19 protein-coding genes are annotated in these 13,956 nt (G+C 68.4%); 10 read left to right on the forward strand and 9 right to left on the reverse strand.

All coding sequences use genetic code 11. The annotated features are described in order from the left end of the window. Positions 1-442, forward strand: a 442-nt coding sequence (locus tag QLQ12_RS32315; protein ID WP_282764327.1) for an IS3 family transposase, incomplete at its 5' end; no start/stop codon positions are given. A 27-nt stretch (positions 443-469) separates the two neighbouring features. Here the strand turns inward: QLQ12_RS32315 and QLQ12_RS32320 are convergent. After that, a complete protein-coding gene (locus tag QLQ12_RS32320) occupies positions 470-1,735 on the reverse strand; it encodes an MFS transporter (protein ID WP_282764328.1) in 1,266 nt (421 codons plus the stop codon). Between the two features lie 52 nt (positions 1,736-1,787). On the opposite strand from QLQ12_RS32320, the gene QLQ12_RS32325 reads away from it, so the two are divergent. The 3 genes from QLQ12_RS32325 to QLQ12_RS32335 all read left to right on the forward strand — a co-directional run bounded on the left by QLQ12_RS32325 (position 1,788) and on the right by QLQ12_RS32335 (position 3,462). Further along, positions 1,788-2,723: a LysR family transcriptional regulator gene (locus QLQ12_RS32325; protein WP_282764329.1), complete on the forward strand. Its 936-nt coding sequence runs from the start codon at positions 1,788-1,790 to the stop codon at positions 2,721-2,723. Positions 2,724-2,854: 131 nt separating this feature from the next. After that, on the forward strand, positions 2,855-3,226 hold the full coding sequence (locus QLQ12_RS32330) for a hypothetical protein (protein WP_282764330.1): 372 nt from the start codon (positions 2,855-2,857) through the stop codon (positions 3,224-3,226). Further along, complete coding sequence (locus QLQ12_RS32335; protein ID WP_282764331.1) at positions 3,223-3,462, forward strand: hypothetical protein; 240 nt, start codon at positions 3,223-3,225, stop codon at positions 3,460-3,462. The genes QLQ12_RS32330 and QLQ12_RS32335 overlap by 4 nt, the downstream gene beginning before the upstream one ends. A 183-nt stretch (positions 3,463-3,645) precedes the next feature. Here the strand turns inward: QLQ12_RS32335 and QLQ12_RS32340 are convergent, their stop codons facing one another. After that, positions 3,646-4,218 carry a TetR/AcrR family transcriptional regulator gene (locus QLQ12_RS32340; RefSeq protein WP_282764332.1) on the reverse strand — a complete coding sequence of 191 codons (573 nt, stop codon included), beginning with the start codon at positions 4,216-4,218 and terminating at the stop codon, positions 3,646-3,648. Between the two features lie 78 nt (positions 4,219-4,296). Between QLQ12_RS32340 and QLQ12_RS32345 the strand changes: the two genes are divergently transcribed. Next, positions 4,297-4,500: a hypothetical protein gene (locus tag QLQ12_RS32345; RefSeq protein ID WP_282764333.1), complete on the forward strand. Its 204-nt coding sequence runs from the start codon at positions 4,297-4,299 to the stop codon at positions 4,498-4,500. Positions 4,501-5,087: 587 nt separating this feature from the next. Here the strand turns inward: QLQ12_RS32345 and QLQ12_RS32350 are convergent. Beyond that, on the reverse strand, positions 5,088-5,360 hold the full coding sequence (locus QLQ12_RS32350) for a hypothetical protein (protein ID WP_282764334.1): 273 nt from the start codon (positions 5,358-5,360) through the stop codon (positions 5,088-5,090). 148 nt (positions 5,361-5,508) lie between these two features. On the opposite strand from QLQ12_RS32350, the gene QLQ12_RS32355 reads away from it, so the two are divergent. Then, positions 5,509-5,652: a hypothetical protein gene (locus QLQ12_RS32355; RefSeq protein WP_282764335.1), complete on the forward strand. Its 144-nt coding sequence runs from the start codon at positions 5,509-5,511 to the stop codon at positions 5,650-5,652. On the opposite strand, the gene QLQ12_RS32360 is transcribed toward QLQ12_RS32355, so the two are convergent. Both QLQ12_RS32360 and QLQ12_RS32365 read right to left on the reverse strand, forming a co-directional pair. After that, positions 5,640-6,035 carry a hypothetical protein gene (locus tag QLQ12_RS32360; protein ID WP_282764336.1) on the reverse strand — a complete coding sequence of 132 codons (396 nt, stop codon included), beginning with the start codon at positions 6,033-6,035 and terminating at the stop codon, positions 5,640-5,642. The genes QLQ12_RS32355 and QLQ12_RS32360 overlap by 13 nt on opposite strands. Positions 6,036-6,112: 77 nt before the next feature. Continuing rightward, the gene (locus QLQ12_RS32365) at positions 6,113-6,250 is read right to left on the reverse strand and encodes a hypothetical protein (protein WP_282764337.1); all 138 of its coding nucleotides are present in this window, start codon (positions 6,248-6,250) and stop codon (positions 6,113-6,115) included. A gap of 202 nt (positions 6,251-6,452) precedes the next feature. Between QLQ12_RS32365 and QLQ12_RS32370 the strand changes: the two genes are divergently transcribed. The 4 genes from QLQ12_RS32370 (at position 6,453) to QLQ12_RS32385 (ending at position 9,768) form a co-directional block, all read left to right on the forward strand. Then, positions 6,453-7,085: an HNH endonuclease gene (locus tag QLQ12_RS32370; RefSeq protein ID WP_282764338.1), complete on the forward strand. Its 633-nt coding sequence runs from the start codon at positions 6,453-6,455 to the stop codon at positions 7,083-7,085. A 153-nt stretch (positions 7,086-7,238) separates the two neighbouring features. Next, entirely contained in the window at positions 7,239-7,568 is a 330-nt protein-coding gene (locus QLQ12_RS32375; protein ID WP_282764339.1) for a reverse transcriptase domain-containing protein, read from the forward strand. 265 nt (positions 7,569-7,833) lie between these two features. Further along, on the forward strand, positions 7,834-8,664 hold the full coding sequence (locus QLQ12_RS32380; RefSeq protein ID WP_282764340.1) for a DMT family transporter: 831 nt from the start codon (positions 7,834-7,836) through the stop codon (positions 8,662-8,664). Positions 8,665-9,156: 492 nt separating this feature from the next. Next, positions 9,157-9,768 (forward strand): CGNR zinc finger domain-containing protein, encoded by a 612-nt coding sequence (locus QLQ12_RS32385; RefSeq protein WP_282764341.1) that lies wholly within the window; start codon positions 9,157-9,159, stop codon positions 9,766-9,768. 5 nt (positions 9,769-9,773) lie between these two features. On the opposite strand, the gene QLQ12_RS32390 is transcribed toward QLQ12_RS32385, so the two are convergent. The 4 genes from QLQ12_RS32390 to QLQ12_RS32405 form a co-directional block, all read right to left on the reverse strand. After that, positions 9,774-10,307 (reverse strand): GNAT family N-acetyltransferase, encoded by a 534-nt coding sequence (locus QLQ12_RS32390; RefSeq protein ID WP_282764342.1) that lies wholly within the window; start codon positions 10,305-10,307, stop codon positions 9,774-9,776. Then, positions 10,304-12,055, reverse strand: coding sequence for an acyltransferase domain-containing protein (locus QLQ12_RS32395; protein WP_282764343.1), 1,752 nt, complete (start codon positions 12,053-12,055; stop codon positions 10,304-10,306). Before QLQ12_RS32395 ends, QLQ12_RS32390 begins: the two co-directional genes overlap by 4 nt. After that, on the reverse strand, positions 12,052-12,246 hold the full coding sequence (locus QLQ12_RS32400; RefSeq protein ID WP_282764344.1) for a hypothetical protein: 195 nt from the start codon (positions 12,244-12,246) through the stop codon (positions 12,052-12,054). Before QLQ12_RS32400 ends, QLQ12_RS32395 begins: the two co-directional genes overlap by 4 nt. 143 nt (positions 12,247-12,389) lie before the next feature. Further along, positions 12,390-13,634, reverse strand: a complete 1,245-nt coding sequence (locus QLQ12_RS32405) for a helix-turn-helix domain-containing protein (protein ID WP_282764345.1) — start codon at positions 13,632-13,634, stop codon at positions 12,390-12,392. Positions 13,635-13,956 lie beyond the last annotated feature (322 nt).

Raw genomic sequence — 13,956 nt, forward strand, 5'->3', positions numbered from 1 at the left:
CATCGTCGGCTGGAAGACCTCTGATCGGTGCGACACCGATCTGATCCTGGCCGCGCTCGAGTACGGCATCTGGTCGCGTGACGTCCGCGACGGCCAGTTGATCCACCACTCGGACAGGGGTTCGAACTATACGAGTTTCCGCTTCTCACAACGGCTGCAGGACAACGGAATCCGACCGTCCATGGGCTCGGTCGGCGACTCGTTCGACAACGCGCTGATGGAGAACTTCTGGTCGACGCTGAAGATCGAACTGGTCTACCGCACGAGCTGGCGAACCCGAGACGAAGCCGAGAACGCAATCTTCGGATACATCGACGGCTGGTACAACACCCGCCGCATCCAGAAGGAACTCGGCTACCTCAGCCCCGACGAATACGAGACCGCCTGGCACGCCCAGACCGAGCCAGATAACCTCACCCCTGCCCCCGCCGGAAGCAGGTAACCACCGCTCCGTCGAAACGGGGGGAACTCACGGGGTGATCAGGATCAGCAGACCCGCGATCGCGATCGCGGTGCGCAGGCTGGTGACGGTGGCCAGCAAGCCCCACAGCACAGTCAGGGCGGCGATGGTGGCGTTGCTGGTGACCGACCACGCGGACAGCGTGCGGACGACTCGGGTCGTTGGTGTCTGGTCGAGTCGATAGGTTGCGAATACCGGGTTGAACACTCCCATGCAGGCGACCAACCCGAACTGGATGGCGATGACGAGCACCAGCCCGGCGATGCCGGGGCCGATGAAGGCGAGGCCGAGCGGCCAGCAGGCGCGTAGTGCGCCGACGGTGAGCAGGATCCGGTGTTGTCCGAACCGGGCGACGAGCGGCTGGGCCAGCCGTGAGCCGATCAGTCCACCGATGCACGGTACGCCGAAGGCCAGGCCGTACTGCCAGGGCTCGAACCCGAGCCGGTCGAGCATGAGGACGGCGAGCAGCGGTGAGGTCGCCATGATCAGACCGTTGACCAGGACCGTATGGAAAAACAGCGGGCGCAGCGCCGGGTGGGCCAGGATATAGCGCCATCCGTCGAGCAGGTCGCTGGCTTTCAGCCGTAAACCATCGGTTCGATCGGGGCGTGGCTCTCGTTCTCCGATCACCCGGATACTCAGCGCCGAGAGCAGGTAGCTGACCGCATCGACCGCCACGGTTACCACTGGACCGAACAGCCCGATCGCGGCATTGCCGAGCGGCGGTCCCACCACGGTGGCGGTCCAGGTGGTGGCCTCGAACCGGCCGTTCGCGGCGAGCAGGCCCGCCCGCGGGATCAAGGTCTTCAGGTACGCGCCGCTGGCCGCTTTGAAGGTGATGTCGGACGCCGCGGCAACGATCGCTACGAGTACGAGCTGAGCGAACGTCAACCAGCCGAGAGCGAACGCAACTGGGACACTCATCAATGCGGCGAACCGGATCAGGTCCATCGCTACCATCACCGGCCGCTTGCGGCGAAACTCCACCCACGGGCCGAGCGGCACCGCGACGACCGCACCGATGGCCAATCCCGCAGCCGACAGCAGCGACACCTCGACCGGGCCGACGTGCAGCACCAGGATCGCGATCAGGGGGAACGCGCCGAACCCGAGCCACGTGCCGAACGTGCTCACCGTGTACGCCGTCCAGAGCCACCTGAACTGCCGCCCCAACGTTCTTTCAGTCACCACCCCAGTGACCCTCACAATCTTAGAAGAACAACTCTTGGTTGATAGCTGAGATCCAATCAGGCGCAGCTGCTGCGCATCAAACAATCGACACCCCGAAACTAAACAACCAAAAGTTGTGAGAGTAAGGTCCGTCGACATGGACTTTGACGCCGTGCGCACCTTCGTCGCTGTTGCCGAGGCAGGCCAGTTCCAGGAGACCGCCGCCGAACTGGCGATCACCCAGCAGGCCGTCTCCAAACGCATCGCCACGCTGGAGCGCAACCTCGGCGTACGGCTGTTCACCCGCACGCCGCGCGGCGCTGAACTCACCATCGACGGGCAGGCGTTCCTGCCTCACGCCCGCGAACTGCTACGCGCCGCCGAACGCGCGACCGCGGCGGTACGCCCCGGAAGTCGCCCGCTGCGCGTCGACGTGATCGCCTCACGCCTCGCCACGACCGGCCTGATCCGCGGCTTCCACCAGGCACATCCCGAGATCGAGCTCGACGTGATGAAACTGTTCGACGTCGAGACGGCCGTCGCCGCCCTCCAGTCCGGAGCGATCGACGCGTCCTTCCGCGCGGTCGCCATGCCCGGCCAGCCCCTTCCCGAGGACATCGAGACCATCCGGGTGCTCGACGAGCCGCTCCAACTGCTCACCGGCCCGGGCCATACGCTGGCGTCGGCCCGATCGGTGACGGTCGCCCAGCTCGCCGGGCATCGCATCTGGATGCCCGGCATCACTCCCGGCACCGAATGGGCCGCCTACTACGACGACCTCGCCGCCGAGTTCGGTCTCACCATCGAGGCAACCGGCCCCAACCTCGGCGCCGACGCGCTCCTCGACACCGTCGCCGACACCCCGGCACTGGCCACCTTCATAGGCGAGCAGACCCGCCTCGTCTGGCCCGCCAGCCACGGCCTGCGCCGCATCCCGGTGACCGGCCCCACCCCCGTCTACCCGCACTCGCTCCTCTGGCACCGCGACAATCTCCACCCAGCGCTAGCCGCTCTCCGCGACCACCTCGCTGCCGCGGCGGCCGGCCGCGGCAGCCCCGGAACCTGGACGCCGAGCTGGGTGACTCAGACGTAGACGACGGAACTCGGGGATGGACGCGGTCGTAACACCGAGCGACCGGGCGACCTGGCAACGGTGAATGCCTTTGGCCTCTTCGCAGAAACGGTCAGTTGCGAGAGTTCTGCGAGAGCCTGAGAATCGGCCGCGTGCAGAGCGCGGACCATTCCGGTGCCCGACGTTCTGGTCACCGGTGTTCGCAACCGCTCCAGCTGCGAGAACCGGGAGCCGTCCGGCACGTCGAGCAGGTCCTCCAGCAGCCGGGCCTGATCACCGTCTACGGGTTCTTCGCCCGCTGGGTCAAAGCGGGCGTGCTCGACTACCTCCGCGACCAGCTGCGCCGCCGCATCCGCGTCGACGCCGGCCGGTGCCCCCGTCCGGTCGCGGCCATTATGGACTCGCAGAGCGTGAAGGCCGCCGAGACCGTCAGCCGAGACACCCGCGGATTCGACGGCGCGAAGCTGATCAACGGCCGAAAGCGGCATCTGATCGTCGACTCGAAGGGCCTGTTGATGACGTGAAGGTGACCGCGGCGGACGTCACCGACCGCGATGCCGCCCGTGAAATGCTGCCTGAGCTGCGCAAAAACAATCCGGAGCTGACCCTGATGTGGGCCGACATCGCCTACACCGGCCTGACCGGCTGGGCCCGCAACGAGCTCGACCTCACCTTCAAGGTCGTGAAGAAGCCGCCGAACCAGGTCGGGTTCAAGGTTTGCCCCGCCGGTGGATCGTCGAACGATCCCTGTCCTGGCTGATGCGTGCCCGCCGCAACGCCCGCGACTAGGAACGCCTCCCCGAACACTCCGAAGCCCACATCACCTGGGGCGAACATCACCCTGATGACCCGCCGGATCGCCCGCGAAGAGGGTCGGCGGGCCGCGCTGCCCAAGCTCATTGTCGCCTGATCAGCACGATGCTCAGAGACCACAATCCGCGGGTCAATCCACTGGCGCGAAGAGCCGGTCGAGCTGGCGATCGATCAGCTCGATCGCCCGCTCCGCGCGCAGCTGCCCGAGCAGCATTTGGCCCTGCAGTCCGGTCGTTCCTGCCAACAGGAAGTCCGCTTCGTCCCGCCGTCCCTCTGGCAGGAGCATGGCAATCAGATCCTCCAGTTCTGGCGGCGCGTCGCGGATCCGATCGCGTAGTGCATCCTCGGTCATGAACCGAACGAAGTAGGCCATGTGCACCAGGTGCCGCTGTCGGCGGCTCTCGTCCAGCGGGAGGAATTCGAGCAGGACGCTGCGCAGCACGTCGCGAGGTTCCGGCTCCTGGCCCAGTGCGGCGACGCGTTCCCGGGCCTCCGCCTCACCGTCGCGGTTGAGTAGCTCGAGAGCGCCGAGTAGCAGGTCCTCGCGGGTGCCGAAGTAGTACTGCAACTGCCGGGCGGGCACTCCCGCCTCCGCCGCGACGCGCCGGATCGTCGCGTCTTCGAGTCCTCCGGATGCGGCCAACCGCCATACCGCAGCAGCGATGTGGCGGCGCCGCGCCTCATGGTCGACCTGGCGAGGCATTCACAGCTCCCATCAATCTGGTACGGTCGCACCACTAAGATTTGGTGCAACCGTACCAATATAGGGGAGGGGTCTGCCATGAGGACAACGACGCTGGTCATCGGCATGATTCTGCTGGTCTACGGAGCTCAAGGCACAGTCCGCCAACTCGTGGACCACGACAACGCCGGCCTGCTCGGCTGGCTACCCGGCGGCTTCGGGGCTCAACTGGCTGGCCATATTGTCCTAGTGGTCGCCGGTCTGCTCCTTGCCGGCTGGGGTGGACGCCGTCCCAGTCACTGAACGCCCGGTCCCCCGAAGTAAGTCCTGTCGCTGGTGAGGAGCACCGCGGCGATGAATTCGGCGTTTCGGACGGGGGTGGTGCGGCGCTGCTCCCCAAAACCGATGATGGGCGTGGAGCAGACGGGGGGTTCCTGATAGCAGCGAATAGCGTCGAACAGCTTTTAGCGACATCGGAGAGCGTTGTCTGACCAGGCCGGATTCGCGTTCCGGCTGGTCAGCGGCTTGTATGGACCACGCTCACACAGGAGTGGTCTCTGGATGAGCTGTCGTGACGATGGCTTCGGCAGCGAGCCTGTTGCTCGTTTCGATCGCGGCCCGGTTGGCGGCACCAACATCGGCGTTGGCGTCTACCACGGCCTGACCCCGCGGATCAATTCCTCGTCTGTCGCTGCTGTCGTTCAACGAGTCCTGAGGTGAGGAAAGCGGTGCCGGTGAGCCCGGCAAGCAGGACGGTGAGGCTCAGGAATTGGCGGGTGACGCCGTCGGCCGGGCGTCGGGGCGCATGATCACAACCGTTCGTGCGGGCCTGTTTGCGCTGCTCGGTCGGTTGGGAGCGGCTGACGCCGAGCCCGCTCATATTCGGTCGCCTAGTGTCGTGGTCCCATCACATCCGGTCCGAGGTCTTCGTCGGTGGGCACGGACGACGGCCGGGCCGGCGCTGTGAGCGCGAGGGTGGCGTGGGCCTGGGCGAGCTGGGTGGTGGCGGTGAGCATGGCGAGGTCCGCGGCGGGGACGTGCGGCTGGTCGGCGTGGTCGTCCTCGTTGATGTTGGTCTGGTAGTCGACGAGGCAGATTTGGTAGAGGCGTTCGGCTTCGGCGATGAGTTCCTCGGCGCGCGCGGCGTGTTCTTTCGGAGTCATACCGGCCAGGATTTCATTACGGCATGACCGTGGTGTCTGGCGGGTTGTGGTCGGCGGTGGGTGTCAATCGGGGCGAAGGGGCGACCGGTGGACCCGCGGCTGGGCTGTTTTCCGGACAGTGCCGAGGCCCGGGTGCGATCGTCACGATGTGGATGACGACCTGAAGGCGCAGCTAGACCAGCTTGAACGGGTGCGAACGGATCATCGGATCCGCCTTGAGAAGGCGGAGGCGGAGATTGAGGAGTTGAAACGGCAGGTGGCTGAGCTGACCAGGAAGTTTTACACGCTGTGAAGGCGCGGCACTGACGATTGCCAGGCTTCCGGCTCGGGTTTGATCACGGTGGTGCCCATGCCGCCTCGATGCAGAAAGCTTCGATGCGGCCCAGGCGAGGGGCACGGCTGTTCCTCTTGGTGTGGGCCGAGTTGCCACAGGCTGCAGTGCGCGATCGGGTCCGGCTTGAACTCTTCGTTCTGGCCGTCGCATACCCGGCAGACGCGGATACCTTCGTCGTCCCAGGTCTCGCGCACTTTCCCGCCGACACATTCGGTGCAGGCGTGCCGCCCGGTCAGGTCGACGCCGGCTGTGCAGTGTTTGGGTTCACCGAGCCAGCCGGTGTCGAGTTCGCTGGGCTGGAACGGCTCGAAGTGGGCGCAGACGAGACAGCCGCGGGCCATGTGCTGTACGGCACGCTCGCGGCTGGAGCGGTACGCCCGCAGTGAGGGTCCTGTCAGCGGATCACCCGGGGCGGTCATCAGGCGGGTACCGCCTGCTTCTCGTGCCGGGCCGCCAGTTCGTCGAGTTCGGCGGTGCAGGCGTTCCAGCGGGCCGCCTTGTCGGGCGTGGTGCCTCGGCGAGACCGCGGAAGGCCTTGGCGCTGGCGGAGACGCACGTGCTGTCGCCTGGGCTTGTGGGGTTCAGACGGGTCGCCGGCCCGCGGGCGAGCGTTCGTTTGAAGCGCTGCCGTGCAGCCCGGGTCCCTCCTATGTGGTCCGCTAGGCTGCCTCGGCAGACCGCCCGGTTCCGCCGGCGTACCAACGTCCGCGCGGTACACGCGAACGTGGTGGCTATCAGACCTTAAGGAGCGTGGCTCAATGCCCACCTGGGAAGAGGACATCGTTTCCGCCCTGACCAGCCTGGGTGGCACAGGGACGTACGCGGAAATCTATGACGCGGTGAAGACGCTTCGCACGGATCTGCCGGCTTCGTGGAAGGACATCATTCGCCGTCAAATTCAAGACCGCTCATCCGACTCTGCCGGGTACAAGAACGTTGCGGACGTATTCTTCTCCGTCGAGGGCTTGGGGCGAGGGGTATGGGGCCTGCGTCAGCTCGTGCAACCGACGCCGACTGCGGCCGACTTGCCGGAGGGGAACGACAGACCCGGCCGTGTACGGCAAGCTACGTACCGCATTCTGCGGGACACCGTGTTGGCTCGGCAGATAAAATTGCTTCACCGAGACGCCTGTCAGATCTGCGGCGAAGTCTTGCACATCTCTCCTACCAAGACCTACTCCGAGGCTCACCACATCATTCCGCTCGGGGGAGATCACGCTGGGCCCGACACAGCCTCAAATGTCATTGTGCTGTGTCCTAATCACCATGCCTTGTGCGACATGGGAGCGATCGCTTTGCGCCGAGAGGACATTCGAGTGGTGGAGGGGCATGTGATCTCGGAGGTGAGTTTGAAGTACCACAACGAACAAATTTTCGGGCGAATCTTTTGAACGGAGGTATCGAGAGTTCAAGGCGGGGCCCCCGGTACGTACGGCCTTCCACGCAATGTTGCTGTAGGTAAGCGCGGCCCGATGTCGCGCCGTGGAAGCCGGGCGGCGCGATGTCGGCCAGCGGACGCCGTAACTACCGGCGCAGCCGGGGGGGTGCCGACGTGGCGGCTGGTCCGTTACGCCGACGACTTAGTGATCCTGGTCCACGGAACCCGGGACCGTACGGCCGCGTTGCGCGAGGAGATCGCCGCTGTGCTCGCTCCGCTGGGCCTGCGCCTGTCGCCGGCCAAGACGCGGATCGTGCACCTGAGCGACGGGTTCCACTTCCTCGGCTTCCCCATCCAGTGGCAGCGCAAGCGAGGCCCGAACCGCTGGTACGTGTACACGTTCATCGCCGCACGGCCGATCCGGTCGCTCAAAGCAAAGATCCGAGCACCGACCCGCAGGACATCAGCGGAGTCGTACTCCGGTCGTGCCGAGTGAATCAAGAAGTGCGCTGGTGTGTTCGGCGTTGAAGAGGCGGTCGCCGGCGAAGCTGAAGACGAAGACGCTCGGCTGGTACACGCCGGGACGCAGCCGGTGAGGGCGGCCGAAAGCGTCGAAGGCGTCCATCGGTGACGGTCACCGCAGGCCGCTATCTGATCTACGGACTGCTGGCACTGGCGGTGCTGGCAGTGGGCAGGGCCGCGTTGCGGGGCATGCGAGGCAGCACTGGCCTCCCGCTCTGCTGTTCGCGTTCACCGGCAACGTGGGCTACTACCTCCTGCTGGTGCTGGGCGTGCAGGCGGTGGGTGCCCCGGTCACCGGCATCATCATCGGCTGCATCCCGGTGGCCCTGGCCGTGGTCGGCAACATCGTGGCCCGGACCTATCCCTGGCGCCGGCTGGCGGTGCCCGTCGCTCTGGTCGCCGCGGGACTGGTGATCGTCAACGTCCTGGAGATGGGTGGCAGCTCTCCGGCGGCCGAATCCTCGATCGCGACGAAGGCCTTCGGCGTGCTGTGCGCGTTCGGCGCCGTGGTGCTGTGGACCTGGTATGGCATAGCCAACGCCCGTTTCCTGGAACATCACCCGGAGGTGCCGGACGCCGGTTGGTCCGTGATCATCGGGTTGGGAACCGGCGCTATCGCGCTGGTGGCGCTCCCGCTGGCAGCGGTGACCGGTCAGCTCGGTGACAACGGCGAGGGTCGGGGGAGCGTCGGCGCGCTGGTGCTCACCTCGCTCATCCTGGGCGTCGCGGTGTCCTGGGGTGGCACGGCGTTGTGGAACGTCGCCTCCGGCCGGCTGCCACCGACTGCCGCCGGAATGTTGATCAATGTGGAGACGATGTCGGGCTTCGCCTACGTCTACATCGCCCGGGGCGAGTGGCCGCCGGTGGGACAGCTCGCCGGATTCGCCCGCATCCTGACCGGTGTCGCGGTGGTCATGCGGCTGAGGGTGCACGGCGCCACGACGCCGGATGGGGCCGGAACTCCGATGAGGGCAGATGCGGCGGCGGGCGCCGGCACACCGGCGTCGCCGATCGGCACGGAGGAGACTCGCGACGTGCGGCCGGCTACACGGGAAGGACGCGAGCCATGACGATTACCGACCACCCCGCGACAATGGCGCACCGGCTGTTGCCGCTGCCCTGAACGACCTCGTCCTGCACAAGACGACCGATCCCGAGTGACTCGAGAAGGTGGCGGGTGAACTGTCCCGGAACGGCATCCTGAAGAATCCCGCGTTAATCACCCGACTGCGGGACCACCGCTGGCTACGCATTGATAAACCCGCATAACCGATAGCGAGTGGGGCATCGATGAACCGGTCGACCGCAAACGGTGAGTATTCGCATGTGGAATTGGCGAGGGCTGCACGACAATGACGAAGTCGTGTACCGGCACGACGTCACGGATTCCGACGCCGATGTCGTTCGAACCGCACGAGCCACCGGCCTGACGCCGGCGGCCGTATCCGAGAGGGATCACCCCCGCGCATGCGGGGGTGATCCGTGGACTGGTACATCGTCCTGGAGAGCGCCGACCTGCTCCCCGTGCATGCGGAGGGTCATCTGGATCTCTCGGTGAAAGGGTGAAAGTCTCCATAAGATCCAGGGCGAAACAGTCGTCGATTCTGCTGTACCGCCAGCACCGGGAAGGCTCCGCGTCCCGCGGAGGATTCGCTGGATTCATCGTCGCGCTCGCCAACACGGCGGCCGGCGCCTCCCGCTCCGGCGCGGACGAGCTGTCCACCGTCGACCAGCTGGCGCGGCTGCTGGAGCGATACACGTTCGTCGGCCGGGTCGACGGTGACGAGGTCGAGTTGGCGCAGGTGCGGGCGGCCCGTGCGCAGCTGCGCGACGTGTGGACCGCGGACCGCGACGACGCCGCCGCCATGGTCAACCGGATGCTGCGCGAGGCGCCGGCCCGGCCCTACCTGATCCGGCACGACGGCTCGGACTGGCATGTGCACGCCACCGAACCCGGGGCCCCGCTCGCCGAACGGATGCGGGTGGACGCCGCCCTGGCCCTGATGAGCGTCATCCGGATGGACGAGACCGGCCGGCTGCGGGTCTGCGCCGCCGACGACTGCGCCGGCCTCTTCGCCGACATGTCCCGCAACGGATCCCGGCGCTTCTGCTCGGTCCGCTGCGGGAACCGCGTCAACATGAGCGCCTGCCGGGCTCGGCGCCTGCGGGGGTGAGCCCGTTACGTCACCGCGCGCCGGTACCGCAGTTTCACCACCTCCGCCGGGCTGCCCCGGTCGACGTGCCGGGCACCGTCGGGCTCCCACCCCTGGGCGCGATAGAAGGCCTGCGCCGAGGTGTTGCCCTCGAGCACCCACAGGCTCGCGGTGGCATACCCGGCGCCGGCCAGGGCGTCGAGCACCGCTGCCATCAGCAGGCTGCCGGCTCCGGTGCGCCACACCGCCGGCACCGTGTACATCGATCCGATCTCTCCGACCTGTGCCGGGTCGAGGTCGGCGTCCTCGCTGGGATAGAAGCGCGCGTAGCCGACGAGCCGGCCCTCATCCTCTCCCTCGCGTAGCACCAGGGTGCCGGCCCGCGGCCACCGGGCGTCGGACAGCAGGCCGGACCAGGTGGTGCGGAGGGCGGCGATGTCCAGGTCGGCGAGGTACTCGGCGGACAGCAGGCCGTCGAAGGCCGCCCGCCACGACGCGGCCTGGACGTGGGCCAGGGCCTCGGCGTCGGCGGGCTGCGCCCGGTGGATGCTCCGGGTCATCGCTCACGGACCAGGTCGCGGGTGTCGGCCGAGTCGAGCAGTTGCTGGACCAGGTCGGCCTGGGCGCCGAGACTGGGGCACAGCAGCATCTCCCGGATCGGGATCCGGACCGCCAGCTCCTGGTGGATCCGGTTGGCGAGGCGTGTCACCTGCAAGGAGTCGCCGCCGAGATCGAAGAAGTCGGCGTCGTTGGCGGGTTCCTCGTGGCCCAGGAACTCCGTCCACAGGTCGGCGACCAGACGATGGGCACTCCGGTCGGCGCCGCGGGTGACGGCGACCTCCGCTTGTCGCGGCTCGGCCACGTTCTGGCCGGCGGCGGTCGCGGATCGCGACTCGGCGATGTCCGGGACGGGCTCGACGGATCGCCGCGGCTCGGCGACGGCCCGGCCGGCGGTGGCCTCCGGCGCGATCCAGCGCGGCGCGTGGAAGGCGTAGGTCGGCAGATGGATCCGGCGGCCCGGGCCGACGATCACGGCCCGGTCGATGGGCTGACCCTGCGCCCACAGAGCGCCGAGCGCGGCCAACGGCCCCCCGCTGCCGGTACGGGCCGCGCTGAACGCCACCGTCCGCAGTCCGGTTGCCTCGGCCGGCGCCGACAGGCTCTGGCCCGGCCCGATCTCCAGGACGACCGCGTCCGGAAACCGCTCCGCCACGGTGGACAGGGCCTCGCCGAACCGTACGGTCTGCCGGGCGCCGTCGAGGAACGTGCCGGGACGGACCCGGGTGCCGGCCGGCAGCAGCCGGCCGGTGGCGCCCTCCACCATGGGCACGGCGGCGACACCCAGCGGTACGTCCCGCAGCGCCTCGGCCAGTCGCGGCATGGCCGGCTCGATGAGCGAGGAGTGGAAGGCGTGGCCGCTCTGCAGGCGCCGCGAGAAGATCCGGCCGTCCAGCCAGGCCTGGAAGGTCTGCACCGCTTCCGGGGTACCGGCCACCACACTGTTGATCGGCCCGTTCAGAGCGGCGATCTCCAGATCGGCCCCGGACTCCGCGAGCAGCCGGCGCACGGTCGGCTCGTCACCGCCGACCGCCAGCATGGCCCCGGGCGGACACGCCTGCATGGCGTCGCCCCGCACCGTCACGAAGCGGGCGGCCGCCGGCAGGTCGAGGATTCCGGCGACGCAGGCCGCCGTGACCTCGCCGAGGCTGTGCCCCCAGACCACCGCGGGCGTCACCCCCAGGCCGGCCAGCGCGGTGAACGCCGCGTACTGCAGCGCGAAGATCGCCGGCTGCGCCAGCCGGGTCTGCGCCAGTTCGGCGGCGGGGAACTCCGGATCGGTGAGGGCGGCCCGGACCCGCTCGGCCGTCCTCGGGTCGAAGGCGTCGAGGCAGGTCCGGAGGGCGGCCGTGAAGCCGGGCAGAGCTTGCGCGTACGGCAGGGCCATCCCCGGCCGCTGACTGCCCTGGCCCGGGAAGAGCAGAGCGACCGGCGCCGGGCCTGATGCGGCGGCGCTGCCCCGGACGACGGGGGTGTGGTCGAAGCGGTCCGCGTCGGTCAGGTGTCCGCGCACGGCGACGTACTCCGGGCTGTCCGCCAGGCTTCCGGCGACGCCGGCGTCGAGCAGTTCCTGACGGGTGTACGCCGTGGTCAGCACCTCGCCCTCGGCCAGGGCGGCCCACCAGGCATCCAGCGTCCGCGCGCCGGGGAACCGGGCGGACATCCCGGTCACGGCGATGTCGAAGGCGTCGTCGCGGCTCGGCGGCCCACCGTCGGCGGCCATCTCCGGAGCAGGGTCGGCAGTTGTCATCGGACCTCCATCAATTCGTGAGTGTCGCGGAACCGGGGTCGGTTGCGCTCGGCCCATCCGGCCACCGCCGGCACGCAGAGCCCCGCGGCCAGCAGCACCGCGCCGAGCACCAGCCAGCCGGTGCGGCCGGCGCCGGTGATCAACGCGAGGACCAGGAACGGTGTCGCCATGGTGCCGAGCTGGGTCGACATGTCGAACAGCCGACCGTCTTGGCCAGATTGCTCAGGCAGAGGATGCGGATCGGGCCTGGCGGAGGTATCAATGCCGATAGAAGCGACACTTTACGTAACACCTTCCTAGTGCAGAGGCGGCGTACGCGGTTCGAGGAGCGGTGTTACCGCGCTGCGCCGGCCTCGGCCAGATAGCGCCAGATCTCGGCGGCCAGGTCTACATGGGCGCTGCGTTGAGCCTTGACCGCCAGGTCCCGCAGGTTCGCGACCGCGAGCTCCCGGTCGCCCTCGGCGATCAACAGCTGGTTCTTGAGCAGGCCGAGACGCACCGTGTCCCGGAAGTCCAGTGACTGCCCGACCGCGTCGAGCCGCAGGCAGCTCTCCTGGGCGGTCGCCAGGTCGCCGTGCCGGAACGCGGCGATGCCCTGGAGCAGATCGAACTCCTGGGCGTACTGCCGGAGGCCCGCCAAGCGCACCGCCGGCTCGACCTCGCCGAGCAGGCGCAGCACCCGGTCGACGGAGTCGGTCTCCATCTGCAGGTACAACGAGGCCGCCGCCAGCCGCAGGCGCAGCCACAGCACCAGGTCGTCGGAACCGGCCAGTCGTTCCATCGCCTGGTCGAGCCGTCGGGACGCCAGTTCGCTCTCGCCCTGACGGGTGAGCACGGTGGCCGAGGTCCAGAGCACCTGAGCCTGCACCGCGGCCGGCGCGTCCCCGGAAGCCGGTGTCCCGTCGGCGGCGCCCTCGCCGTCCACCACCAGCCTCTCCAACTCGTCGGCCAGTTGCCGGGCCTCGGGCAGCCGGCCGAGCTCCGACTGCACCGCGATGAGCGCCATGAAGGCGCGGGCGGTGTCGACGACGTTCAGGATGTTCTCCGTCGCGATGGCGTACGCCTCCATCGCGACCGGGTACGCGCTCAGGATGTCACCGAGGGAGCGGTGGCAGGTCGCCAGCTGGTGCCGTGCCCGCAGCCGCAACTCCGGTGAGTCGGTCTCGTCGCTGACCGCCACCAGCAGCTTCAACGTGTCACGCCGGTCCGCCGCCAGGCCCTCCTTCTCCTGCAGCTCGGCGAGCAGCCAGTAGCCGTGCCAGCGCAGGGCGGCATCCTCGGCGCCGGACTCGTGCAGAGCCTGCCGCAGCGAGGCCGCGGCCTCGAATCGGCCGCCTGAGCTGATCATCGCGATGATCGCGCTCAGGGTGCCGGGAGAGCCCTGCCCGAACACCGACGGACTGACCCCGAGCCGACCGGCCAGGTAATCGACAGCGCGGGCCGTCGGTGGCCGGCCACCCGATTCGAGGCGGGACAGGTACGCGGTCGAGATGCCGGTCCCCGCCAGTTCCGCCTGGGTCAGGCCCCGCGAACGTCGCAGAGCTCGCAGCTGCTGGCCGAAGGCCGGTTGCGCGAACACAGTGGTGGACTCCGCGGGGGTTCGGGTGACCCGGCGCCTGCTCCGGCTTGTGCCCTGACCCGAAAACCGGGTCACCGGACGGCCCTCGGGAGACTGAGCCTGTCACGAGCCGCTGAATTTTGGCAACTTCGTGGCAAGCGTGTCAACGCGGGGTGGGCGCGATGCTGGGGCGCCCTGATCACCGGCCCAGCATCGGCCAGTCGAGGCCGCTGACCGTCTGGACGTTGCTGTTGTCATCCACTGCGCTCCCGTTGCTCCTGGGGATTGCCAATATTCTGGCTCACTAGGCAACTCTCTCCATCGAGTCCGCGGCGCGCCGCCA

It is taken from the genome of Actinoplanes sandaracinus (assembly GCF_030009775.1).
GTDB lineage: Bacteria > Actinomycetota > Actinomycetes > Mycobacteriales > Micromonosporaceae > Actinoplanes > Actinoplanes sandaracinus.

What these genes read in the sequence shown, in the direction of transcription:
- QLQ12_RS32325 (WP_282764329.1), top strand. Translation starts at nt 1,788, where the DNA reads ATGGACTTTGACGCCGTGCGCACCTTCGTCGCTGTTGCCGAGGCAGGC.
- QLQ12_RS32345 (WP_282764333.1), top strand. Translation starts at nt 4,297, where the DNA reads ATGAGGACAACGACGCTGGTCATCGGCATGATTCTGCTGGTCTACGGA.
- QLQ12_RS32395 (WP_282764343.1), bottom strand. Translation starts at nt 12,055, where the DNA reads ATGACAACTGCCGACCCTGCTCCGGAGATGGCCGCCGACGGTGGGCCG.
- QLQ12_RS32370 (WP_282764338.1), top strand. Translation starts at nt 6,453, where the DNA reads ATGCCCACCTGGGAAGAGGACATCGTTTCCGCCCTGACCAGCCTGGGT.
- QLQ12_RS32400 (WP_282764344.1), bottom strand. Translation starts at nt 12,246, where the DNA reads ATGTCGACCCAGCTCGGCACCATGGCGACACCGTTCCTGGTCCTCGCG.
- QLQ12_RS32360 (WP_282764336.1), bottom strand. Translation starts at nt 6,035, where the DNA reads ATGGCCCGCGGCTGTCTCGTCTGCGCCCACTTCGAGCCGTTCCAGCCC.
- QLQ12_RS32340 (WP_282764332.1), bottom strand. Translation starts at nt 4,218, where the DNA reads ATGCCTCGCCAGGTCGACCATGAGGCGCGGCGCCGCCACATCGCTGCT.
- QLQ12_RS32390 (WP_282764342.1), bottom strand. Translation starts at nt 10,307, where the DNA reads ATGACCCGGAGCATCCACCGGGCGCAGCCCGCCGACGCCGAGGCCCTG.
- QLQ12_RS32350 (WP_282764334.1), bottom strand. Translation starts at nt 5,360, where the DNA reads ATGACTCCGAAAGAACACGCCGCGCGCGCCGAGGAACTCATCGCCGAA.